Origin of the sequence: Streptomyces sp. NBC_01296 (assembly GCF_035984415.1) — a bacterium.
Lineage (GTDB): Bacteria > Actinomycetota > Actinomycetes > Streptomycetales > Streptomycetaceae > Streptomyces.
The window spans coordinates 942,485-963,777 of the sequence record NZ_CP130720.1; the positions used below are offsets into that span (position 1 = coordinate 942,485).

A 21,293-nucleotide genomic window follows, 5' to 3' on the forward strand; every position below is an offset into this window, starting at 1 on the left:
CATGCCCGTGCACGTCGGCACCTCCGGGTGGCAGTACCGGGACTGGGCAGGGGTCCTGTATCCCCCAGACCGGCCCCGGCGGTTGTGGCTGGAGACGTACGCGGAGCACTTCGGCACCGTGGAGTGCAACAACGCGTTCTACAGGCTGCCTTCCCCCGAGACGTTCGCCCAGTGGCGGGAACGCACGCCCCAGGGCTTCGTCATGGCCGTGAAGGCCAGCCGGTACCTGACGCACATCAAGCGACTGCACGACCCCGAGGAACCGGTCCACCGGCTGATGGCCCACGCGGCCGCCCTGGGCGACCGGCTGGGGCCGATCCTGCTCCAGCTGCCGCCCACCTTGCAGGCCGACCCGGAGGTGCTGGACGCCTGCCTGGCCTGTTTCCCCGCCGGCATCCGCGTGGCCGTCGAACCGCGGCACGAGTCGTGGTGGACCGCCGATGTGCGCACGGTCCTCACCGAGCGCCGGGCCGCCCTGTGCTGGGCCGACCGCGGTTCACGCCCCGTGGCCCCGCTGTGGCGGACCGCCGACTGGGGATACGTACGGTTCCACGAGGGGCGGGCCGATCCGGCACCCCGCTACGGTCGGACGGCGCTGCGCTCCTGGGCAGACCGGATCGCCGACACCTGGCCCCCCGACGCCGCTGTCTTCGCCTACTTCAACAACGACGCGGGCGGGGCCGCCGTCGTCAACGCCCGCGCCTTCACCCGACTGGTCCGGTGACCGGCCGGGCGCCCCTCCGACCGGCGGATCCGAGTACGGGATCAGCCTGCGGAGCCCCGCTCCCGGTGGCGGTTCGCACGTGCCGGCTCGGTCGCCTCGTTCGGCCGGTCCAGTCGGCTCGCCTCGTCGGTGTCCGCCGCTCGGACGGGCGGCAGGTCCTTGCCGTCGGCGCCGGCCCGGGGCGCCACGTGCGGGGCGCGACGCCGGTCCTTGTCGTCGTGGCCGTGCAGGGGAACGCCTCCGGCGCCGCCTTGGTCTTCCATGGCCCGTCCCTCCTCGTACGTCGTACGGTCCCCGATGCCCGGCGCCTGCCCCGACGCCGCGGCCGAAAACCTGCGGCCACCCTGCGCGGCCGGCCGTTCACGCGGCGTACGAGGCGGCGCGCCTCACCCGTTCCCGGCCTTGCTGCGCAGGAGCAGGCTCGGCATGACCAGCCAGCAGATCGCGAACCAGCCGGTGACACATGCGGTCACCGGCCAGGCGATCCAGTGCGAGGTGGCGACCCGCAGCAGGAGCAGCACCGAGAAGGTCACGGTCAGCGCGAGGAGCACGATGCCGACGGACACGAGATGGCCCGCCGCCCTGACCAGCTGCGGCTTGAGGTGGTGCCCGGCCAGCAGCTGGTGGTACGCGACCGGGGCGATCAGCGTCCCGGTCGCCAGAGCGCCCAGCGCCACCGTCACCACGTACAGGCCGCGGTCGAAGTGGCCCAGCTCCTCGAAGCGGGCCGTGAAGGCGACGCTGAGCAGGAACCCGAACAGGATCTGGGCCCCGGTCTGGGCGACGCGGACCTCTTGCAGCGTCTCGTTCCAGCGGCGGTCGGCCCGCTCCGCCGGCGTCTCGTCCCGATCGTCCGGCATGGGAGCCGACCTCCTCCGCATAGGGAACGGCCGGTCACTCGTACCCGCCGCTCGCGAGCCTAATCCGACGGCGTGCCGGGGCCTCGGCGACACGGTGTCGGCGAGTTGGGCCTCCGCCGGCTGCTCCCGGCCGGGCGGCGCTGATTGAGACGCTTCCGCCCGGGCAGGCGCCCCCGGTACGAGAGGAGCCCGCGGCGGCGAAGCCGCGCGACCGAACGAGGTGTCCCCCGATGCGTATCGCCTTCCTCACGGCGCCCGAGGGCGTCGAGGAGATCGAACTGACCGAGCCCTGGCAGGCCGTTCTCGACGCCGGTTGGAACCCGCGGCTGGTGTCCACCCGGCCAGGCCGCGTCCGCGCGTTCCGGCACTTCGCCCCCGGGGACACGTACGGCGTCGACCACGTCCTGGCAGGTGCCGCGGAGGAGGCCTTCGACGCACTCGTGCTGCCCGGCGGCGTCGCCAACCCCGATGCCTTGCGGATGAACGAGCTGGCCGTCGGTTTCACCCGGAGCTTCTTCGAGGCGGGCAAGCCCGTCGCGGCGATCTGCCACGCGCCCTGGACGCTGGTGGAGGCGGACGTCGTGCGGGGCCGGACCCTCACGTCCTGGCCCAGCCTCGCGACCGACATCCGCAACGCGGGCGGCACCTGGGTGGACGAGAAGGTGCACGTCTGCCACGCGGAGCCCGCCACGCTGGTCACCAGCCGCAAACCGGCGGACCTGGAGGCCTTCTGCGGCGCGTTCGTGAAGGAGTTCGCCGCATCCGGCGCAGCGGTCGGCAGCACCTGACGGCCCGCCACCGCCACCGCAACACCCCATGGACGAGGCCCCCGAACGGAGGCCCACCATGTCAACAGGCACACTCATCGCCGTCATCGTGCCCGTGGCGGTCGTGCTGTGGATGCTGTCGCGGCGACGCCATCTGCAGGACCGGTTCGGACCGGAGTACGAGCGCACGGTCGAGCAGGAGGGCGGGCGGCCGGCCGCACCGAAGGTGCACGCGACGACAGAAGAGCTCACTGCTCGCCGAGGGGGCCTCCCTGCCCTGGTCCGTGCCGTCCGCCAGGTCCGCGCCGAGGCCGCGGCCGCCGGACACCGCATCCGCGAGGAGATCCGGGCGGGCCGCGACCCGGCGCTGCGGACCGTCCTCGCGGAGGACAGCACGGCCTGTACGGGCGTCCTGCTGGCCATGGCCGGGACGGGCCTCCACATGGCGACCGGGCAGATGGCGTACGAGGCGTCCGCTTCCATCCTGATCGGCGTCCTGCTGGTCTACGTGGCGTACACGCTCGGCAAGGGTGCCCGCGCCCGGTTGATCGGCGAGGCGGCCGACCCCGAGGTGCAGCGCGCGGTGAACGAGCTGCTGCAGCAGCAGCCGGAGATCGACTCCGTCACCTCCTTGCTGACGATGCGCCTGGGTCCGGACTCCGTGCTGCTGGCTGCGAGCGTCGATCTGACGGCCGGGTACGACAGTGAGACCGTCGAGGACGCGATGGTCCGCATCAGGGCCGAGCTGCAGGGGCGCCGGCCCGAGCTGGACCGGGTGTTCCTCGATGTCACGGACGCCGCGGCAGCCCGCCGCGCAGCGGGCCGCGACCGGGGCCCGGCGAGGGCCTGAACCGCTCTCCCGTACCGCGTCCGCTCCTCGATGCGGGTAACTCTCGGCGGCGCGCCGTCCCGCTTGGTCGGTGGTGGTGACGCCGGGTGCCAGGCTGGCCGACAGGCCGTCGGCCGGCCGGTCCGTCGTCGCTTCTGGAGGCCCTGGTGTCGCTCACTGACCCGTTGTCGGCAGCGGTGGAGGAGCAGGACGAAGAGCGGGTCACCGGTCGACGGGTGCGGGCGGGGTCACATGTGCTGCGCCTGCTGTCGACCACCGACCACAAGGTGATCGGCAACATGTACCTGGTCACCGCCTTCGGCTTCTTCCTGTTCGCCGGCGTGCTGGCCCTCGTCATGCGGGCGGAGCTGGCCCGGCCCGGCCTGCAGATCGTCTCCGCCGAGCAGTACAACCAGCTCTTCACCCTGCACGGCACGATCATGATGCTGCTGTTCGCTACCCCGACGTTCACGGGCTTCGCCAACGCGATCATGCCGTTGCAGATCGGCGCCCCGGACGTGGCCTTCCCCCGCCTGAACGCCTTCACGTACTGGGTGTACCTCTTCGGGGGTCTCACCGTGATCAGCGGGCTCCTGACCGCGAACGGATCCGCCGCCTTCGGCTGGTTCGCCTATGCCCCGCTGAACGCGGCGGCGTACTCCCCCGGTGTGGGCGCCGACCTGTGGGTGATGGGGCTGGCGGTGTCGGGGCTGAGCACGATCCTCGGTGCGGTGAACTTCATCGCCACGATCGTGTGCCTGCGAGCGCCTGGCATGACCGTGTTCCGGATGCCGATCTTCACCTGGAACGTGCTGTTCACCTCGATTCTGGCGCTGCTGGCGTTTCCGGTGCTCACGGCGGCGCTGCTGGTTCTGGAGGCGGACCGGAAGTTCGGGGCGCACGTCTTCGACGCGGCGTACGGCGGCGCGCTGCTGTGGCAGCACCTGTTCTGGTTCTTCGGCCATCCGGAGGTGTACATCGTGGCGTTGCCGTTCTTCGGGATCGTCAGCGAGATCATCCCGGTGTTCAGCCGGAAGCCGATCTTCGGCTACGCCGCCCTGGTCGGTGCGACGATCGCGATCACGGGTCTGTCCGCGACGGTGTGGGCCCATCACATGTTCGCCACCGGCGCGGTGCTGTTGCCGTTCTTCTCCCTGCTGTCGTTCCTCATCGCCGTTCCGACCGGGGTGAAGTTCTTCAACTGGATCGGCACGATGTGGGGCGGGTCGCTGTCGTTCGAGACGCCGATGCTGTGGTGCATCGGATTCCTGGTCACGTTCCTGCTGGGCGGTCTGACGGGGGTCCTGGTGGCCTCGCCCCCCATGGACTTCCATCTCACCGACAGCTATTTCGTGGTCGCTCACCTGCATTACGTGCTCTTCGGCACGATCGTGTTCGCCACCTTCGCCGGGTTCTACTTCTGGTGGCCCAAGTTGACGGGCAGACTGCTCGACGAACGCCTGGGGCGGATGCACTTCTGGACCCTGTTCACCGGCTTCCAGCTGACGTTCCTCGTCCAGCACTGGCTGGGCGAGCAGGGCATGCCCCGCCGGTACGCCGACTATCTGGCGGCCGACGGGTTCACCCTGCTCAACACGCTCTCCACCATCGGATCCTTCCTCCTGGGGCTGTCCGTGCTGCCGTTCGCCTACAACGTGTGGAAAACGCATCGCCACGGCTGGCGCGTGGACGTGGACGACCCGTGGGGGTGGGGCCGGTCCCTCGAGTGGGCCACTTCCTGCCCGCCGCCCCGGCACAACTTCGAGGCCCTGCCCCGGATCCGGTCGGACTCGCCCGCCTTCGACCTGCACCACCCCGAAGTGGTGCCCCGATGAAGGCGGAGGCTTGGCTGTTCAGCGGTGTGGCGGTCTTCTTCGCCGTCACCGGCGGCGTCTACGCGGTGTTCTCCGGTGATCCTGCGGGGATTGCCGCCCTGGCGGTGTCGTTCCTCATGTCGGCGCTGGTCGCCGCGTTCCTGTGGCGGCAGTACGGCCGCGGCGGCCGACGGCCCGAGGACACCGCCGATGCGGAGATCCGTACGGGCGGGGGCAGGGAGTTCTCGTTCCCCGCGAGGAGTTTCGCGCCCGTGATCACCGCCGTCGGTACGGCGCTCATGGGCATCGGCGCCGTTCAGGGGCTATGGCTGGCCCTCATCGGCGGCGGCGTGGTGATTCCCGGACTCTACGGATTCGTGTTCCGCCCGGGCCGGGACGCCTGATCCCGGCACCGGGTCAGTGCTCGCCGCCGGCCCCGGCTCCCTCGCCGTCCGGGCCTGCCAGCACGGCGGCGACGCGGCGACGCTGCGTCTCGGTCAGCGGCGGCGCCAGCTGGTCTCGGTAGTACCAGTGGCTCAGGCCCTGCCTCAGCCGCTCCGCGAAGCCCCGTACGGCAGGACGCCGCTCGCCTGCCGTCCGCCGCTCCGCTGTCGTCCGCCCGGGCTGGGGTACCCGTACGGGCGCCGGCACGCGGTGGACGGACCGTACGTACCGCTCCGCCCCCGTCGGCGGCCGGTGCGCGGGGTGGAAGGCGCCCTCGACCGACTGGCGTACTTCGTCCGTCGGCAGCCCGCTCTTCAGCGCCTTGACGTCCTCCTCCTGGAGGGCGAGACAGATCCGACGGGTGAGCCAGAAGGCTGCCGGGGGCACGACGAGCACGGCGCAGCGCAGCGACCAGGTGACCGCCGGGAGGGGGACCTCGAAGACGAAGGCGACGATGTCCTGCGCACCTGCCACCAGCAGGACCGTGTAGGCGGTGAGCACGGCGACCCCCAGCGCGGTGCGGGCAGGCCGGTGGCGAGGCCGGTCGCACAGGTGCTGTTCTCCGCCCTCGGGAGTGATCCAGCGTTCGAAGAACGGATAGCCGTACAGGCCGGCGAACAGCACTCCCGGCAGGACGACGCCCGCGATCAGCGGATTCCAGTTCAGCGTGTGGCCCCACAGGCGGGTTTCGAAGCCCGGCATCAGCCGCAGGGCCCCTTCGAGGAACCCGACGTACCAGTCCGGCTGGGACCCGGTCGACACGAGGTCGGGGCGGTAGGGCCCGTACGCCCACACGGGGTTGATCTGCGCCAGCGCCCCGAGCGCGGACAGCACGCCGGCGACCATGAAGAACAGTCCCGCGGACTTCGCCGTGTACTGCGCGAAGAACGGCTTGCCCACCACGTTGCGGCCGCTGCTGCCGGGCACCGCCCACTGGGTGTGTTTGAGGTGCACGACCAGCAACAGGTGCAGCGAGACCAGGGCGAGCAGCAGTCCTGGCACGAGGAGGATGTGCACCGGGTAGAGCCGGGACACGATGTCCTCGCCCGGGAACTCCCCGCCGAAGACGAAGAGGCTCAGGTACGTGCCCACGACCGGGAGCGACAGCATGATGCCCTGGGCCGTGCGCAGGCCCGTACCCGACAGCAGGTCGTCGGGAAGCGAGTAGCCCGCGAAACCCTCGACCAGCGCGAGCAGCAGCATCGTGACGCCGACGGTCCAGTTCACCTCGCGGGGCTTGCGGAACGCGCCGGTGAAGAACACCCGCAGCAGGTGGACGCCGATCGCGGCCACGAACACGAGGGCCGCCCAGTGGTGCATCTGCCGGATCAGCAGACCGCCCCGCACGTCGAAGCTGATGCGCAGCGTGGAGGCGTAGGCGGATGAGACGGGCACGCCGCCGAGGGGGCCGTAGGAGCCCTTGTACGTGACCTCGCGCATGGACGGGTCGAAGAAGAACGTGAGGTAGGTGCCGGTCAGCAGCAGCACCACCAGGCTGTAGAGGGCGATCTCGCCGAGCAGGAACGCCCAGTGGTCCGGAAAGGCCTTCCGCACACCGCCCTTGGCCACGTCCAGCAGGGGCAGCCGGGCGTCGAGGCCGAGCACCGTACGTCCGGCCGCGCGTCGCAGCCCGCGGACCGCACGGGCCTTCTTCCTCTCGAGAACCACCGGCTCCACGCCCTCCTCACATCGGCCGACCGGGCCCGAACGGCATGGGAGGAGCATCGCGCGCCCGCGCCCCAGGGCCCGGTAGGCACGCAGCCCGCCGGCCGGAAGCACGCGGACAGCCCCGCCGCGGACCGCGCAATGATCCCGATCATCCGAATGAACCGGCCTTCTCGCGCGCGAGTTCTTCATACGAAGCGGCGCCCTGCGTGTTCTCGCCGCCGCGCGGTCCACGGTGCGCGACCATCGAAGAAACACCGAGACAGGAAGAAGGGCGGACGTGTCCGGCAGCGAAAGCGAGAACCCAGCAATCCCCTCCCCCACCCCCGCGCCGACCCGCCCCAGAACGAACCGGGACTGGTGGCCGAATCAGCTGGACCTGCAGGTCCTCCACCAGAATTCGCCCTTGTCCGATCCGATGGGCGAGGACTTCGACTACGCGAAGGAATTCGCGACCCTCGACGTCGACGCGCTGAAGCGGGACGTCTTCGAGGTGATGACGGCGTCCCAGGACTGGTGGCCCGCCGACTACGGCCACTACGGGCCGCTCTTCATCCGGATGAGCTGGCATGCCGCGGGAACGTACCGCATCGCCGACGGCCGGGGCGGCGGCGGCGCCGGATCCCAGCGGTTCGCCCCCCTCAACAGCTGGCCGGACAATGCGAGCCTGGACAAGGCACGCCGTTTGCTCTGGCCGGTCAAGCAGAAGTACGGCCGGAAAATCTCCTGGGCCGATCTGCTGATTTTCGCCGGAAACTGCGCCATGGAATCGATGGGGTTCAAGACGTTCGGATTCGGATTCGGGCGGGAGGACACCTGGGAACCCGAGGAAATCTTCTGGGGGCCCGAGGGCACCTGGCTCGGAGACGAGCGCTACGTCGGCGACAGGGAACTCACCGGTCCTTTCGGGGCCGTGCAGATGGGCCTGATCTACGTCAATCCGGAAGGCCCCAACGGCAACCCGGATCCGATGGCCGCCGCCAAGGACATTCGCGAGACGTTCGCGCGCATGGCCATGGACGACGAAGAAACGGCTGCGCTCATCATCGGCGGCCACACCTTCGGCAAGTGCCACGGTGCGACCGACCCCGCCTGCATCGGACCGGAGCCCGAGGCCGCCCCGATCGAGCAGCAGGGCATCGGCTGGCGGAACACCTGCGGCAGCGGCAAGGGCGTCGACGCGCTGACCAGTGGGCTCGAGGGCGCATGGACCACCGAGCCGACGAAGTGGGACAACGGGTACCTGGACAACCTCTTCAAGTACGACTGGGAGCTGACGACGAGTCCCGCCGGTGCGAACCAGTGGACTCCCACGGACCCGTCGGCCCAGGGCACCGTGCCTGATGCCCACGATCCGTCGAAGCGGCACGCGCCGATGATGCTGACGACGGACCTCGCGCTCAAGATGGATCCGGTCTATGCGCCGATCGTCAAGAGCTTCCACGAGAACCCGGACAAGCTCGCGGTGGCGTTCGCCAAGGCCTGGTACAAGCTGCTGCACCGCGACATGGGGCCGCTGACGCGCTACCTCGGCCCCTGGATTCCCGAGCCGCAGCTGTGGCAGGACCCCGTCCCCGCGGTCGACCACGAGCTGGTCGGGGAGGCGGACATCGCCGCCCTGAAGGGCAAGGTCCTCGCCTCGGGGCTGTCCGTCCCCCAGCTGGTCACCACCGCCTGGGCGGCGGCGGCGAGCTTCCGCGGCACCGACAAGCGGGGCGGGGCCAACGGGGCGCGGATCCGGCTCGCGCCGCAACGGGACTGGGAGGTCAACGCCGTACCCGAGGTGGCCGAGGTACTGCAGACCCTCGAGCAGATCCGGCAGGAGTTCAACGGTTCGGCGGGTGCCAAGAAGGTTTCGCTCGCGGACCTGATCGTCCTGGGCGGGTGCGCGGCCGTCGAGCGGGCCGCGAAGAACGCCGGGTACGACATCACGGTCCCGTTCGCGCCGGGGCGTACGGACGCCTCGCAGGAGCAGACCGACGTGGAGTCGTTCGCCGTGCTGGAACCCCCGGCGGACGGGTTCCGCAACTACCTGCGGGAGGGGGAGAAGCTGTCGCCGGAGACCCTCCTGTTGGACCGCGCCAACCTGCTGACGCTCACCGCTCCCGAGATGACGGTGCTGATCGGTGGCATGCGGGCCCTGAACACCGGCTTCGGGCGGTCCACGCACGGCATGTTCACGGACCGGCCGGAGACGTTGACCAACGATTTCTTCGTCAACCTGCTCGACATGGGCACGGAGTGGAAGCCGTCCACCGCGACGGAGAACGTGTTCGAGGGCAGGGACCGCGTCACGGGCGAGGCCAGGTGGACCGCCACCGCCGTCGACCTCGTCTTCGGTTCGCACTCCCAGCTCCGGGCCATCTCGGAGGTCTACGCGTCCGGGGACGGTGGGGAGAAGCTCGTGCGTGACTTCGTGGCCGCCTGGGACAAGGTGATGAACCTCGACCGGTTCGACCTCTCCTGAGGCCGGGCCCGAACCCGGGCCCTTGCTCCGGCCCGATGTCCCGGCCGGCCGCGCACCGGCCGGCCGGGACGTCCGGCAGGCTCTTCACGTCACCACGTCACCCCGTCACCCCGTCACCCCGTCACCCCGTCACCCACTCGACGAGAGCGGCCAGGGCGCCCGCCAGCGCGTCCAGACCGGGTCCTGCCGGTCCTCCCGGCTCGCTCATGTAGAGGTCCCGCCGGATCTCCACCATCAGCGCGCCGACCCGCGCGTCCTTCCCGTAGTGGCGCAGCGGTACGTACGTTCCCGCGAACGGGCTGTCCAGCCCCGTGCCGCCGAAGCCGGCGAACGCCTGCCGCGCCGCCTCGAGCAGCGGAGGGGGCGTGTGGAAGGCGTCCGTGCCGATGCAGATCGGCGGGCGCGGTCCGTCGCCGTGGAGCTCGTAGGGCAGTGCCTTCGCCGGGTACGAGTGCACGTCGAGGATGACGGCCCGCCCGGCGGCCTCCAGCCGCTCCTCCACCGCGTCCGTCATCGCCCGTGCGTACGGGTGGAAGTACCGCTCGACCAGCGGACGTCCGTCGAAGTCGGCCGGGCGGAGCTCGTCGCGGTGCGTCGTCCGCGTGTAGACCGCGCCCATCCCCCGCGCCAGCATCTCCTCGCGTTCGTCGGGGAACCGCTCGGGGTCGATGACCAGCCGCGACAACCGGTTCTCGAACCGCCAGGGGGTGATGCGGGCGGCCGCGGCCGCCCGCGCCGCGATCTCCGCCGTGTGCGAGTCGGTGATGTGGTCCAGCTCCCCTTCCAGTGCCCGGTCGTCCAGCAGGATCCCGGCGCGGACGTCCGCGGGTACGGCGCGGGACGAGTGCGGGACGTGGAGTATCACGGGCGAATCGGGAGCCCCGGGGTGGAGGAGGGCGGCTGCGTCGCTCATATGGTTCCTCGCTGCGTGTCGCGTACGGATCAAGGTGCCACCGCCATGATGTCCGGTCGGCCGGGATCCCGTGGCGGGTGCCTCACCTCCCGTGGTGACCTTGGCGCAGACGCTTGTAACCCCCGGGTGGCGCCGCCCGTCACCTGCATGCAACACGGATTTTCTACGTTGGGCCGCAACGGGATCGACCTGCACACGGCCGCAGCGGCCCCGAGCGGTGGGGTCGGCCGGCGGCGCGAGGAGGTCTGCTGTGGCGGAGGCGAGGGCCGCGACCGGTCGGCAGGTGCGGACGGTCTGCTCCTACTGCGGCGTCGGCTGCGGGGTCGTACTGGACATCGCCCAGGCCGGCGACGGGCGCCGTACCGTGGCCAAGGTCAGCGGCGACAAGCAGCACCCCGCGAATGCCGGGCGCCTGTGCACCAAGGGGGCCACGCACGCCGACATGCTGGCCGCGCCCGGCCGCCTGGAGACCGCGCTGATCCGCGGCGAGCGGGGCGCCGGGCCCGCCGCCGTCCCGGTGGACGCGGCCGTCGCCGAGACGGCCCGCCGCCTCCGGGAGATCCTCGACGCGCACGGCCCCGACGCACTGGCGCTCTACGTCTCCGGCCAGATGTCCCTGGAGGCCCAGTACCTCGCCAACAAACTGGCCAAGGGCTTCCTGCGGACGAGCCGGATCGAGTCCAATTCGCGGCTGTGCATGGCGAGCGCCGGCAGCGGCTACAAGCTCTCGCTGGGCGCCGACGGGCCGCCCGGCTCGTACGAGGACTTCGAGCGGGCGGACGCGTTCTTCGTCATCGGCGCCAACATGGCCGACTGCCACCCCATCCTCTTCCTGCGGATGATGGACCGGGTCAAGGCCGCCGGAGCCAAGCTGATCGTGGTGGATCCCCGGCGCAACGCCACCGCCGACAAGGCGGACCTGTTCCTGCAGATCCGGCCGGGCACCGATCTGGCCCTCCTCAACGGCTTGCTGCACCTGCTCGTGGAGGACGGCCGGACCGACCCCGGCTTCATCGCCGAGCACACCGAGGGCTGGGAGGACATGCCCGCCTTCCTGCGGGAGTACCCGCCGGCGAAGGTCGCCGAGATCACCGGCATACCGGAGGCGGACCTCCGGCTGGCCGCCCGCTGGATCGGCGAGGCGGGCGAGTGGATGAGCTGCTGGACCATGGGGCTCAACCAGTCCGTCCACGGCACCTGGAACACCAACGCCCTGGTCAACCTGCACCTGGCCACGGGCGCCCTCTGCCGTCCCGGCAGCGGCCCGTTCTCCCTCACCGGCCAGCCCAACGCCATGGGCGGCCGCGAGATGGGCTACATGGGGCCCGGCCTGCCCGGCCAGCGCTCGGTACTGGTCGACGAGGACCGCGACTTCACCGAGAAGCTGTGGGGCCTGCCGCAGAACACCCTGCGCACCGACGTCGGGCGCGGGACCATCGAGATGTTCGAGCAGATGGCCGCCGGCGAGATCAAGGCGTGCTGGATCATCTGCACCAACCCGGTCGTCTCCGTGGCCAACCGCAGCACGGTCATCAAGGCGCTGGAGACCGCCGAACTGGTCGTCACGCAGGACGTGTTCGCGGAGACCGAGACCAACGCCTACGCGGACATCGTGCTCCCCGCCACCCTCTGGGCCGAGGCGGACGGCGTGATGATCAACTCGGAGCGCAACCTCACCCTGGTGCAGGGGGCCGCCGACCCGCCCGGCCAGGCGCTGCCCGACTGGCAGCTGATCGCCCGGGTCGCCTGCGCGATGGGATTCGCCGAGGCGTTCACGTACGGCTGCGCCGAGGAGGTGTTCGAGGAGCTGCGGCAGGCCTGGAACCCGAAGACCGGCTGGGACCTGCGCGGTGTCACCTACGAGCGGCTGCGCACGGGGCCGGTGCAGTGGCCGGCCGCCCCCGGCGGGCCGGACCGCAACCCGGTCCGGTACCTCAACGACGGCGTCAGCCAGACCCTGGCGGAGCGCCCGGACGGCAGCCGGCCCCGTCTGGTGTTCCCCACGGCGACGGGACGAGCCGTCTTCTTCGCCCGCCCCCATCTTCCGGCCGCCGAACTTCCGGACGACGATTACCCGTTCGTCCTCAACACGGGCCGCCTGCAGCACCAGTGGCACACGCTGACCAAGACCGGCAAGGTCGCCAAGCTGAACAAGCTCAACCCCGGGCCGTTCGTGGAGATCCACCCGCAGGACGCGGCCGCTCTCGGGATCGCGACCGGCGACGGGGTGGAGGTGGCCTCCCGGCGCGGCCGCGCCGTGCTGCCCGCCGTCGTCACCGACCGGGTCCGGCCCGGGAACTGCTTCGCCCCCTTCCACTGGAACGACCTGTTCGGGGAATACCTCAGCGTCAACGCCGTCACCGGCGACGCCGTCGACCCGATTTCCTTCCAGCCCGGGTTCAAGATGTGCGCGGTGACGCTGGCGAAGACACGTGCCCCCGTTCCGGTTCCCGCGGCCGCCCTGCCCGCTGCCGAGCCCGCCCTCGCCAGCCCCGTCGCCGCCGGGGCGCACCCGGGCGGCGCCCTCGCGACGCTGACGCAGCCCGTGGCCGCCCCGGTGACGGCCGCGAGTGCGGCGGCGCCCGCCCTCACCTCGTTGTTCGGGCTGGACGGCCACACCCCGCCCGCCCTCTCCGACGGGGAACGCCAGTACCTCGCCGGATTCCTCGCCGGGCTCGCCTCCGCCCCGCCCGGCACGGGCGTCCCGGCGCTTCCCGCCGGCGCCCCCTTCGAGGCCGGACACGCCCTCTGGGTCGACGGGGTGCTCGCCGGCACCTACTCGCGTACGGCGACGGCCCTGGCCGCCACGCCTCCGGCCCCCGCCGCACCGGGTACGCCGACCCGGCAGACCGTGGTCCTGTGGGCTTCCCAGACGGGGAACGCCGAGGACCTCGCCGCCACCATCAGCACGGAGTTGGCCGCCGGCGGCTCAGCGGCGACCGTGCACAGCATGGCGGACCGCACCCCCGCCTCCCTCGCTCCCGGCACGGATCTGCTGGTCGTCACGAGCACCTTCGGCGACGGCGACGCCCCGGACAACGGAGCCCCGTTCTGGGAGGCCCTCGAGGCGTCCGACGCACCTCCGCTCGAGGACGTCCGGTACGCGGTCCTCGCGCTCGGCGACTCCAACTACGACGCGTTCTGCGGTCACGGCCGCCGGCTCGACCGGCGCCTCGAGGAACTGGGGGCCCGGCGCCTCCTGCCGCGCGTGGACTGCGAGCCCGACTACGAGGAGCCCGCCGCCCGGTGGCTGGAGCGGGTGCGCGAGGCCCTGGCGACCGCCCCGGACCCGGCCACCCCGGACCCGGCGGCCGCCGGGCCGTCCCGTCCGGTACCGGACAAGAACTCCCCGTACACCGCGCGGCTGTCCGGCAACCGGCTGCTGAGTCTGCCCGGCGCCACCAAGGAGGTCCGCCGCTTCACCTTCGACCTGGGCGAGGACGGCCCGGCGTACGAGGCGGGGGACGCCCTCGGCGTGCTCCCGGTCAACTGCCCCGACCTGGTGACGGAATGGCTGGCCGCCACCGGCCTCGCCCCGGACGCGGAGGTCGCCGTGCCCGGACACGCCCCCATGTCGTTCGCCGAGGCGCTGCACCGGCACCTGGACATCACCCGCCTCACTCCGGACCTCCTGCGCTTCGTCACCGAGCACACCGGCGACCGCAGGCTCAAGCAGCTGACGCGCCCCGACAACAAGGACGGGCTCGCCCAATGGGCCTGGGGGCGGCAGCCCGTCGACATCCTGGCCGAGTTCCCCGTCCGCCTCGGCGCCCAGGAGTGGGCCGAGCGCCTCAAACGCCTCCAGCCGCGCCTGTACTCCATCTCCTCCAGCCCCCTCGTCGACCCGCGCGAGGTGAGCCTGACCGTCTCGGTCCTGCGCTACGAGGGGCCTGCGGGCCGGCAGCGCAAAGGCGTCGCCTCCGCCTTCCTCGCGGATGCCGAACCGGGCACCCCGGTACCGCTGTTCGTGCAGCGCTCGGCTCACTTCCGCCCGCCCGCCGGCGCGGACACACCGGCGATCATGGTCGGTCCGGGAACCGGCATCGCCCCGTTCATGGCCTTCCTCGAACACCGCCGCGCCCTCGGCCACCACGGCCGCAACTGGCTGTTCTTCGGCGAACAGCGCCGGGCCGCCGACTTCTACTACCGCGAAGAGCTGGAGGAGCTCCACCGGCACGGCACGCTCAGCCGGCTCGACCTGGCCTTCTCCCGCGACCAGCGCACCAAGATCTACGTCCAGGACCGCATGCGCGAGCACGGCGCCCAGGTGTGGTCCTGGCTCCAGGACGGCGCCCACTTCTACGTGTGCGGGGACGCGAGCCGGATGGCGAAGGACGTCGACCAGGCGCTGCGCGACATAGCGGTGGCGCACGGCGGCCTCGGCGAGGACGAGGCCGCCGCCTACCTGAAGCAGCTCTCCGCCGACAAGCGGTACGGCCGCGACGTGTATTGATACGGGTCAGCGCGTGGTCAGGCCGTCCACCTCGGCCTCGAAGAGGAGGGCGGGGTCCAGGCCCATGCCGGCGAAGTGGCCCGCCAGCTCCAGGGACAGCACGCCGTGCATGCGGGTCCAGAAGGCCAGGGCCAGGCGCAGGGCCGACGGCGGGGCGTCCGGGTGGCTCGCGGCCCACACCCGGTGGCCGGCCAGGTGCCCCTCGAAGCCGTGGGGCTCCGCACCCGGGGCGGGGCCCGGTCCCGCGGCGGTGCAGGCGTCGAGCAGGACGGACATCATCTCCGAGGCGATCACGGTGATGTCCTGCGGCGCGTGGTAGCCGGGTACCGGGGTGCCGTAGACGAGGAAGTAGCGGTGCGGGTCTTCCAGGGCCCAGCGGCGGAGCACGTGCGCCAGCGCGGCGAGGCCGGGTCGGCCCGATTCCCCGACGGCGATGAAAGCGTCGGCGAGGCTGCGGTACGCGTCGCGGATGAGCTCGGTGATCAGCTCGTCACGGTTGGCAAAGTACCGGTAGAGCGCCGGTCCGCTCATGCCCATCTGCTTGGCGATCGCGTTGAGGGAGAGCGCGGAGGTGCCTGAGCCGGCGATCTGCTGCCAGGCCTTTCCCTTGACCTCCTCGCGCACCTGCTGCCGGTACCGCTCACGGGGGGTCTTCGTACTCCCGGTCATGCCCGCCACCCTCTCGTCGCCCATCACGCCAGATGTTTGTTAGAGGCTATCACCATCGGCAAGGCCTCTCGCGATCGAACGAACCGCTCCCTTGACATCGACGATACAGCCATTCATTCTGGTTACAGCTTCTAACAAACGCGAGATGACAAAACCACCTGGAGGTCATGATGAACACCGCCGAGCTGATCGAGATCGTTCTGCCGGGCAAGGTCGAGCCGGAAGGCCTGGAGCTGCACCGGCGGCCGGTCCCGGTACCGGCCGCCGGGCAGGTCGTGGTCGCGATGGAGGCGACGGGCGTGTCCTTCGCCGAGCAGCAGATGCGCCGCGGCCGGTACTACGACCAGCCCGCGTTCCCCTTCGTCCCCGGATACGACCTGGTCGGCACGGTGCTGGCCGCGGGCGAGGGCGTCGGCTCCGGCCTGCTCGGCCGGCGGGTGGCCGCGCTGACGAAGACCGGCGGCTGGGCGAGCCACATCGCGCTCGACGCCGCCGACGTGGTGGACGTGCCCGACGGCGTCAGCGCGGTGGACGCGGAGACCGCGGTCGTCAACGGCATCACCGCCTGGCAGATGCTCCACCGCAAGGCCCGGGTGCGCGCCGGGCAGACCGTCCTGGTCCACGGAGCCAACGGCGGTGTCGGCTCGATCCTGGTCCAGCTGGCGCTCGCCGCGGGCGCCCAGGTGATCGGTACCGCCTCCGCCCGTCACCACGATGCGCTGCGCGCCCTCGGGGTGGCCCCCGTCGACTACCGCTCCGGCAACGTTCCCGCACGGGTACGGGCCCTTGCGCCCGGCGGGGTGGACGCGGTGTTCGACCACGTCGGCGGCGAGGGCATCGTCGATTCCTGGCGGCTCCTGGCCCCGGGCGGCACGCTCGTCTCGTACGGCAGCGCCGCCACCCGCGACGACGAGGGCTCCGGCTCGTCGCCGATCCTCAAGCTCCTGGGCCGGGTGTGGCTGTGGAACGCGCTGCCGAACGGCCGCCGTGCGTACTTCTTCAACGTGTGGGCCGGTCGCGCCTACGCCAAGAACCGCTTCCGGGCGCGCCTGCGCTCCGACCTGACCCAGGTGTTCACGGCGCTGCAGCGCGGCGAGATCACCGCGCAGGTCGCGGCGCAGATCCCGCTGGCCCGCGTCGCCGAGGCGATGCGCCTGGCCGAGTCGGGGACGGTCGCCGGGAAGGTCGTCCTGGTCCCCTGACCCGCCGCCCTCCAGCAGGCGCTCGACGCCTCCCTCGACACCTGGCTCCACCGTCTGAAGGCCAAGGCCGAAGACCGTCCGGCGCGGCGGCGACCACGCAGGATCGCCGGACCCGCCGTAACGTGGAAGGGTCAAAGGACTCCGCGGTGAGGGGCGATGCGCCATGACCTGGGCTTCGTGGACAACGACAGGGGTGTTCGCCGGACGCGGCGGAGTAAGCACCGACGAGGCAGGGCTCCTCAGCGGGGACCTGACCGTGCACACCACGTGGTCGGGCCAGGAGGCCCAGGTGGCCGTGCAGTACAGCGGCGGCTCGGACTGGTTCACCGTCACCGGCAGTCCGGTGCCCTGTGCCTCCGAGGACAGCAGCCGCCTCCTGCACCAGGCGGTGGTGGACGCCGTACGTACAGGTGGCGCCGCCACCGTCCCCCGCAACCTGCCCGCAGACGCCCACGGGGGTGGGGCAGGGCCGGCATAGCACCGCGATCAGTATGCGTTCCCGCTCGTGACCCGTCGCGGCCACTCAGTCGAGACAGAACTCGTTGCCCTCGACGTCCTGCATCAAGAGGCACGACTCGTTCTCGTCATCGGCGAGCAGCAGTCGCCCGCGTACCGCGCCGAGCGGGATCAGTCGTGCGCATTCGGCCTCGAGCGCGGCCAGCCGCTCCTCGCCCACGAGCCCGGTGCCGACCCGAACGTCAAGGTGCACCCGGTTCTTGACGACCTTGCCTTCGGGAACGCGCTGGAAGAAGAGCCGCGGGCCCGCACCTGAGGGATCGGCGCATGCCGCGAACGCCGGACCCCGATGGTCAGGCGGCGTGGCCTGATCGAAGTCGTCCCACGTGGCGAACCCCTCCGGCGGCGGTGGTACGACATATCCCAACACCTGGGACCAGAAACGCGCGACGCGCTCGGGTTCCGCGCAGTCGAAGGTGATTTGGACCTGCTTGATCGATGGCATCGGTCCAGCATAGGGACGGGATCTTTCGTCGTCGCCCCGGTTTCCGGTTCGGCCGTCGTGGCCGGCCGGCCGACCGGGCTCGGCGAGGTCAGGCGAGGTCGAGGAGTTGTTCGTGGAAGCCGCCGAAGCCTCGCTGCAGGTCGACCAGATGGAGTTCGAGGATCCAGTGGCAGGTCCGGCCCGCCCGGTCGGTGCGGCGCAGCGGGGCGTCGTTCTCGGGCGTGATGTAGGACTCGGCCTTGGCGCCGTCGTTGGTCTCGTGGGGGAACTCGCCGACGAGGTGGCCGGCGTGCCAGATTCCGATGGTCCAGCCGGCCTCGGCGGCCAGACGCTCGATCTCGGCGTGCAGCTGTCGGCCGGTGATGCCGGGATCCGCGGCGAAGAAGGCGCGGCCGGCGTCGAAGATGCGCGGCAGGTCCTCGCGCAGGCGGTGCTTGTGCGGGTCGTCGCCGAAGACGTAGGTGCGACCGAAGTCGGCCTCGAACTCCTCGAAGATCGGACCGAAGTCGGCGAAGGCGATGTCGTCGGGGCCGATGACCCGGTCCGGCGGGTTGTCCCGGTACGGCATCAGGGTGTTGGGGCCGGATCGGATGATCCGCTTGTGCCAGTGCTTGGTGGTGCCGAACAGCTCGTTGGCCAGGTCGCGGATCAGATCGCCGGCCTCGCGCTCCCCGCGGCCGGGCGCCACCAGTCCGCGCGCCTCCGCCTCGGCGAACAGTGCGATGGCCTTCTCCTGCGCCGCTATCAGACCCTGGATCCGCCGGGCTTCCGGCGCGTCCGTCGCCCCCACCGTCACGAGATCGTCCCTCCCATTGTCGCTACCTCCAATCAAGCCCGCTCACACGCGGGGTGATTTGGCGAATCGACTAAGCATTTGCCAGGTGATTGTCGAACATTAGCCGCAGATGCAGGATGGTGCGGGAAGGTTGCATGCAGAGGAGGCGGTCTGGTGGGCGATGGAGACAACGGCAGAGCCGTCCGCGGATGGTTGCGGGGCATCGAGGTCTTCGACGGACCGCTTCCGGAGTTCGCCCTCGAGCGGGCTCCGGCAGATCCCCTGCACCTGTTCCTGTCGTGGCTGTCCGACGCCGTGGCGGACGGTCTGCGCGATCCGCACGCGATGACCTTGTCCACGGTCGACGAGGCCGGTGATCCGGACGCCCGGGTGCTGATCCTCAAGGGGGTGGACGGCTCGGGATGGCAGTTCGCCGGGCACTGCTTCAGCCCCAAGGGGCACCAGCTGGCCGTCCACCCGCGGGCGGCACTCACCTTCTACTGGCCCGAGCACGGCCGGCAGGTGCGCCTGCGCGGCGCCGTGACGCCCGGGTCCGCGCAGGACAACGCCGCCGACTTCCTCGGCCGGTCGGCGACCGCCCGTGCCGAATCGCTCCTGGCCCGGCAGAGCCAGTACCTGGCGGACCCCGGGGAGCGCGATCAGGCCCTGGCGAAGTCCCTGGCCCTGATCGAACAGGCGCCGTCGCTCGTCGACTCCGCCTGGACGCTGTACACGCTCGCTCCGGCGGAGGTGGAGTTCTGGCAGGCGGCGGAGAGCCGCGTCCACACACGGCTGCGCTACGAGCGGGCCGGCGACCGCTGGGAACGGTTCCCGCTCTGGTCGTAGCCCCCGGCCGATGACGTACACCTGCACCCCCCCTGTTCCTGCTCACGAGGCGAGGTACACCGTATGACCACACGCATCCAGGACGGCAGCGCCGGCGACGTCGACCACGGGGCCATCGGCTCCGGCCACTCCTCCTACCGCCGCCCGGACGAGCGGATCGCCCGGTTCATCGCCGAGGCCCTGGGCGAATCCCGGACCGTTCTCAACATCGGCGCCGGCGCGGGATCGTACGAGAGCGCGGCGCGTACGGTGACGGCCGTCGAGCCCTCGGTGTCGATGCGTGCGCAGCGGCCGTCCCAGCTCGCCCGGGCGATCGACGCCCTCGCCGAGCACCTGCCCTTCGCCGACGGGGAGTTCGATGCGGCGATGACGCTGTTCAGCGTCCACCAGTGGTCCGACGTACGGGCGGGCCTGCGGGAGATGCGGCGGGTGACCCGCGGCCCGGTGGTCATCCTGACCTGCGACCCCGCCCTGGTCCGGGACTTCTGGCTGCACCGGTACGCGCCCGAGGTCATCGACACCGAGGCCCGCCGCTACCCGGCCGTCGAACAGCTGGCCGCGGCCCTGGGCGCCACCGGCACCGTCCACACCGTGCCCATTCCCCTGGACTGCACCGACGGATTCAACGAGGCCTACTACGGGCGCCCCGAGACACTGCTCGACCCGGCCGCCCGCCAGGCGTGCTCGGCCTGGAGCTTCGTCGACGACCGGGTCCGCGAGCACTTCGACAAGCCCTTGCGTGCAGACCTGGAGTCCGGGGCCCTGGGCCTGGTGGAGGCGCAGCGGATGGCCGAGGCGCTGTTCGCCGAGACCACGGCCCGTGGCCTGCTGGCACCGGGCCTAGTGAACGCGAGGCGAGCGACCGGATCGGGGACCTGGCGCGGGCCGTGTCCCCCGCGGCCGCCCGCCTGCCCGGCCGGATCGTCCGCTCCGGCCCGCACGCCGTGCTTCCGTACGGGGAGGAACTGCCGGACCGGGTCATCGGCGAGGACGACATCGTCGTCGCCGACCTCGGGCCCGTCCTCGCGGCATCGGAGACGGAGTTCACCTCGACCGTGGTCTTCGGTACAAGCGACTGCTGGACCTGGCGTGACGACGGGCCGACACGCACACCGGCCCCCTGACGGCAGGCCCTGACCACGTGGCGGACGGCGCTCACATGCCCCGGGGGCCGGCCGGGGCGGCGGCTTCCAGGTCGTCGATGCTGCCGGACATGACGGTGCGCACGTGCCGGGTCAGGTGCTCGGCCGGCCAGTCCCACCAGGCCAGGGCGAGCAGGCGGGCGACGTCCGCCTCGCTGTAGCGGGTTCGGATCAGCTGGGCCGGGTTGCCACCGACGATGCCGTAGTCGGGGACGTCGGCGACGACGACGGCTCCGGAGGCGATGATCGCGCCGTGGCCGATGCGCACTCCGGGCATGACCGTGGCACCGTGGCCGAACCAGACGTCGTTGCCGACGACGGTGTCTCCTCGGCCGGGGAGGCCGGTGATGAGATCGAAGTGCTCGGCCCAGCCTCCGCCCATGATGGGGAACGGGAACGTCGAAGGGCCGTCCATGCGGTGGTTGGCACCGTTCATGATGAACCGGACGCCCGTGCCCAGCGCGCAGAACTTCCCGATGATCAGCTTTTCCGGCCCGTAGTGGTAGAGCACGTTGCGGGTCTCGAAGGCGGTGGGCTCGTCCGGATCGTCGTAGTAGGAGTATGCGCCGACCTCGATCAGCGGCGACGTCACCAGCGGCTTCAGGAGCACGACGCGCGGCTGTCCGGGCATCGGATGGAGAACCGAGGAGTCGGGCGGAACAGGATTCACGGTGGAACCACTCCAGACGGTCTGTGCGTGCGTGGACGGTACGTCCATGATCCCGGACGTCGCGTCAGAGGACCTGGTCAGCGGTCCTGGTT

At 71.3% G+C, this 21,293-nt stretch carries 19 protein-coding genes; 11 read left to right on the forward strand and 8 right to left on the reverse strand.

Annotated features, from left to right (window positions below; genetic code table 11):
• Nucleotide 1 precedes the first annotated feature (1 nt).
• Nucleotides 2-724, forward strand: a complete 723-nt coding sequence (locus tag OG299_RS04605) for a DUF72 domain-containing protein (RefSeq protein ID WP_327360575.1) — start codon at nt 2-4, stop codon at nt 722-724.
• Nucleotides 725-765: 41 nt separating this feature from the next.
• On the opposite strand, the gene OG299_RS04610 is transcribed toward OG299_RS04605, so the two are convergent.
• Nucleotides 766-987 (reverse strand): hypothetical protein, encoded by a 222-nt coding sequence (locus OG299_RS04610; protein ID WP_327360576.1) that lies wholly within the window; start codon nt 985-987, stop codon nt 766-768.
• A 123-nt stretch (nt 988-1,110) separates the two neighbouring features.
• Entirely contained in the window at nt 1,111-1,584 is a 474-nt protein-coding gene (locus tag OG299_RS04615) for a DUF6328 family protein (RefSeq protein ID WP_266637943.1), read from the reverse strand.
• Between the two features lie 230 nt (nt 1,585-1,814).
• Here OG299_RS04615 and OG299_RS04620 point away from each other — a divergent pair, with 230 nt between their 5' ends.
• The 4 genes from OG299_RS04620 to ctaF all read left to right on the forward strand — a co-directional run bounded on the left by OG299_RS04620 (nt 1,815) and on the right by ctaF (nt 5,398).
• Nucleotides 1,815-2,372: a type 1 glutamine amidotransferase domain-containing protein gene (locus OG299_RS04620; RefSeq protein ID WP_266637941.1), complete on the forward strand. Its 558-nt coding sequence runs from the start codon at nt 1,815-1,817 to the stop codon at nt 2,370-2,372.
• Between the two features lie 58 nt (nt 2,373-2,430).
• The gene (locus OG299_RS04625; RefSeq protein ID WP_327360577.1) at nt 2,431-3,201 is read left to right on the forward strand and encodes a cation diffusion facilitator family transporter; all 771 of its coding nucleotides are present in this window, start codon (nt 2,431-2,433) and stop codon (nt 3,199-3,201) included.
• 176 nt (nt 3,202-3,377) lie between these two features.
• A complete protein-coding gene (gene ctaD, locus OG299_RS04630; RefSeq protein WP_442817579.1) occupies nt 3,378-5,015 on the forward strand; it encodes an aa3-type cytochrome oxidase subunit I in 1,638 nt (545 codons plus the stop codon).
• A complete protein-coding gene (gene ctaF / locus OG299_RS04635) occupies nt 5,012-5,398 on the forward strand; it encodes an aa3-type cytochrome oxidase subunit IV (protein ID WP_266637939.1) in 387 nt (128 codons plus the stop codon). The genes ctaD and ctaF overlap by 4 nt, the downstream gene beginning before the upstream one ends.
• A 13-nt stretch (nt 5,399-5,411) precedes the next feature.
• On the opposite strand, the gene qcrB is transcribed toward ctaF, so the two are convergent.
• Nucleotides 5,412-7,106, reverse strand: a complete 1,695-nt coding sequence (qcrB, locus tag OG299_RS04640) for a cytochrome bc1 complex cytochrome b subunit (RefSeq protein WP_327360578.1) — start codon at nt 7,104-7,106, stop codon at nt 5,412-5,414.
• A 277-nt stretch (nt 7,107-7,383) separates the two neighbouring features.
• On the opposite strand from qcrB, the gene katG reads away from it, so the two are divergent.
• Nucleotides 7,384-9,570 carry a catalase/peroxidase HPI gene (gene katG, locus OG299_RS04645; protein ID WP_327360579.1) on the forward strand — a complete coding sequence of 729 codons (2,187 nt, stop codon included), beginning with the start codon at nt 7,384-7,386 and terminating at the stop codon, nt 9,568-9,570.
• Between the two features lie 121 nt (nt 9,571-9,691).
• On the opposite strand, the gene OG299_RS04650 is transcribed toward katG, so the two are convergent.
• A complete protein-coding gene (locus OG299_RS04650) occupies nt 9,692-10,483 on the reverse strand; it encodes an N-formylglutamate amidohydrolase (protein ID WP_327360580.1) in 792 nt (263 codons plus the stop codon).
• A 250-nt stretch (nt 10,484-10,733) separates the two neighbouring features.
• On the opposite strand from OG299_RS04650, the gene OG299_RS04655 reads away from it, so the two are divergent.
• Nucleotides 10,734-14,936, forward strand: coding sequence for a bifunctional nitrate reductase/sulfite reductase flavoprotein subunit alpha (locus OG299_RS04655; RefSeq protein ID WP_327360581.1), 4,203 nt, complete (start codon nt 10,734-10,736; stop codon nt 14,934-14,936).
• 6 nt (nt 14,937-14,942) lie between these two features.
• Here the strand turns inward: OG299_RS04655 and OG299_RS04660 are convergent, their stop codons facing one another.
• The gene (locus OG299_RS04660) at nt 14,943-15,605 is read right to left on the reverse strand and encodes a TetR/AcrR family transcriptional regulator (RefSeq protein WP_327360582.1); all 663 of its coding nucleotides are present in this window, start codon (nt 15,603-15,605) and stop codon (nt 14,943-14,945) included.
• 170 nt (nt 15,606-15,775) lie between these two features.
• On the opposite strand from OG299_RS04660, the gene OG299_RS04665 reads away from it, so the two are divergent.
• Together OG299_RS04665 and OG299_RS04670 are read left to right on the forward strand one after the other, a co-directional pair.
• Nucleotides 15,776-16,807, forward strand: a complete 1,032-nt coding sequence (locus OG299_RS04665; RefSeq protein ID WP_327360583.1) for a medium chain dehydrogenase/reductase family protein — start codon at nt 15,776-15,778, stop codon at nt 16,805-16,807.
• Between the two features lie 163 nt (nt 16,808-16,970).
• On the forward strand, nt 16,971-17,285 hold the full coding sequence (locus OG299_RS04670) for a hypothetical protein (protein ID WP_266637440.1): 315 nt from the start codon (nt 16,971-16,973) through the stop codon (nt 17,283-17,285).
• 45 nt (nt 17,286-17,330) lie between these two features.
• Here OG299_RS04670 and OG299_RS04675 read toward each other — a convergent pair whose 3' ends face one another.
• Both OG299_RS04675 and OG299_RS04680 read right to left on the reverse strand, forming a co-directional pair.
• Nucleotides 17,331-17,768: a VOC family protein gene (locus OG299_RS04675; protein ID WP_327360584.1), complete on the reverse strand. Its 438-nt coding sequence runs from the start codon at nt 17,766-17,768 to the stop codon at nt 17,331-17,333.
• Nucleotides 17,769-17,856: 88 nt separating this feature from the next.
• Nucleotides 17,857-18,564 (reverse strand): M24 family metallopeptidase, encoded by a 708-nt coding sequence (locus OG299_RS04680; protein ID WP_266637442.1) that lies wholly within the window; start codon nt 18,562-18,564, stop codon nt 17,857-17,859.
• Between the two features lie 153 nt (nt 18,565-18,717).
• Here OG299_RS04680 and OG299_RS04685 point away from each other — a divergent pair, with 153 nt between their 5' ends.
• Complete coding sequence (locus OG299_RS04685) at nt 18,718-19,389, forward strand: pyridoxine/pyridoxamine 5'-phosphate oxidase (protein ID WP_327360585.1); 672 nt, start codon at nt 18,718-18,720, stop codon at nt 19,387-19,389.
• Nucleotides 19,390-19,452: 63 nt separating this feature from the next.
• A complete protein-coding gene (locus OG299_RS04690; RefSeq protein ID WP_327360586.1) occupies nt 19,453-20,526 on the forward strand; it encodes a class I SAM-dependent methyltransferase in 1,074 nt (357 codons plus the stop codon).
• A gap of 18 nt (nt 20,527-20,544) precedes the next feature.
• On the opposite strand, the gene OG299_RS04695 is transcribed toward OG299_RS04690, so the two are convergent.
• Complete coding sequence (locus OG299_RS04695) at nt 20,545-21,162, reverse strand: CatB-related O-acetyltransferase (protein WP_266637444.1); 618 nt, start codon at nt 21,160-21,162, stop codon at nt 20,545-20,547.
• Nucleotides 21,163-21,293 lie beyond the last annotated feature (131 nt).

Coding starts and splice junctions, on each gene's coding strand:
- OG299_RS04605 (WP_327360575.1), top strand. CDS start 2: ATGCCCGTGCACGTCGGCACCTCCGGGTGGCAGTACCGGGACTGGGCA.
- OG299_RS04695 (WP_266637444.1), bottom strand. CDS start 21,162: ATGCCCGGACAGCCGCGCGTCGTGCTCCTGAAGCCGCTGGTGACGTCG.
- OG299_RS04690 (WP_327360586.1), top strand. CDS start 19,453: ATGACCACACGCATCCAGGACGGCAGCGCCGGCGACGTCGACCACGGG.
- OG299_RS04615 (WP_266637943.1), bottom strand. CDS start 1,584: ATGCCGGACGATCGGGACGAGACGCCGGCGGAGCGGGCCGACCGCCGC.
- OG299_RS04675 (WP_327360584.1), bottom strand. CDS start 17,768: ATGCCATCGATCAAGCAGGTCCAAATCACCTTCGACTGCGCGGAACCC.
- OG299_RS04660 (WP_327360582.1), bottom strand. CDS start 15,605: ATGACCGGGAGTACGAAGACCCCCCGTGAGCGGTACCGGCAGCAGGTG.
- OG299_RS04625 (WP_327360577.1), top strand. CDS start 2,431: ATGTCAACAGGCACACTCATCGCCGTCATCGTGCCCGTGGCGGTCGTG.
- OG299_RS04670 (WP_266637440.1), top strand. CDS start 16,971: ATGACCTGGGCTTCGTGGACAACGACAGGGGTGTTCGCCGGACGCGGC.
- ctaF (WP_266637939.1), top strand. CDS start 5,012: ATGAAGGCGGAGGCTTGGCTGTTCAGCGGTGTGGCGGTCTTCTTCGCC.
- OG299_RS04650 (WP_327360580.1), bottom strand. CDS start 10,483: ATGAGCGACGCAGCCGCCCTCCTCCACCCCGGGGCTCCCGATTCGCCC.
- OG299_RS04610 (WP_327360576.1), bottom strand. CDS start 987: ATGGAAGACCAAGGCGGCGCCGGAGGCGTTCCCCTGCACGGCCACGAC.
- OG299_RS04665 (WP_327360583.1), top strand. CDS start 15,776: ATGAACACCGCCGAGCTGATCGAGATCGTTCTGCCGGGCAAGGTCGAG.
- OG299_RS04620 (WP_266637941.1), top strand. CDS start 1,815: ATGCGTATCGCCTTCCTCACGGCGCCCGAGGGCGTCGAGGAGATCGAA.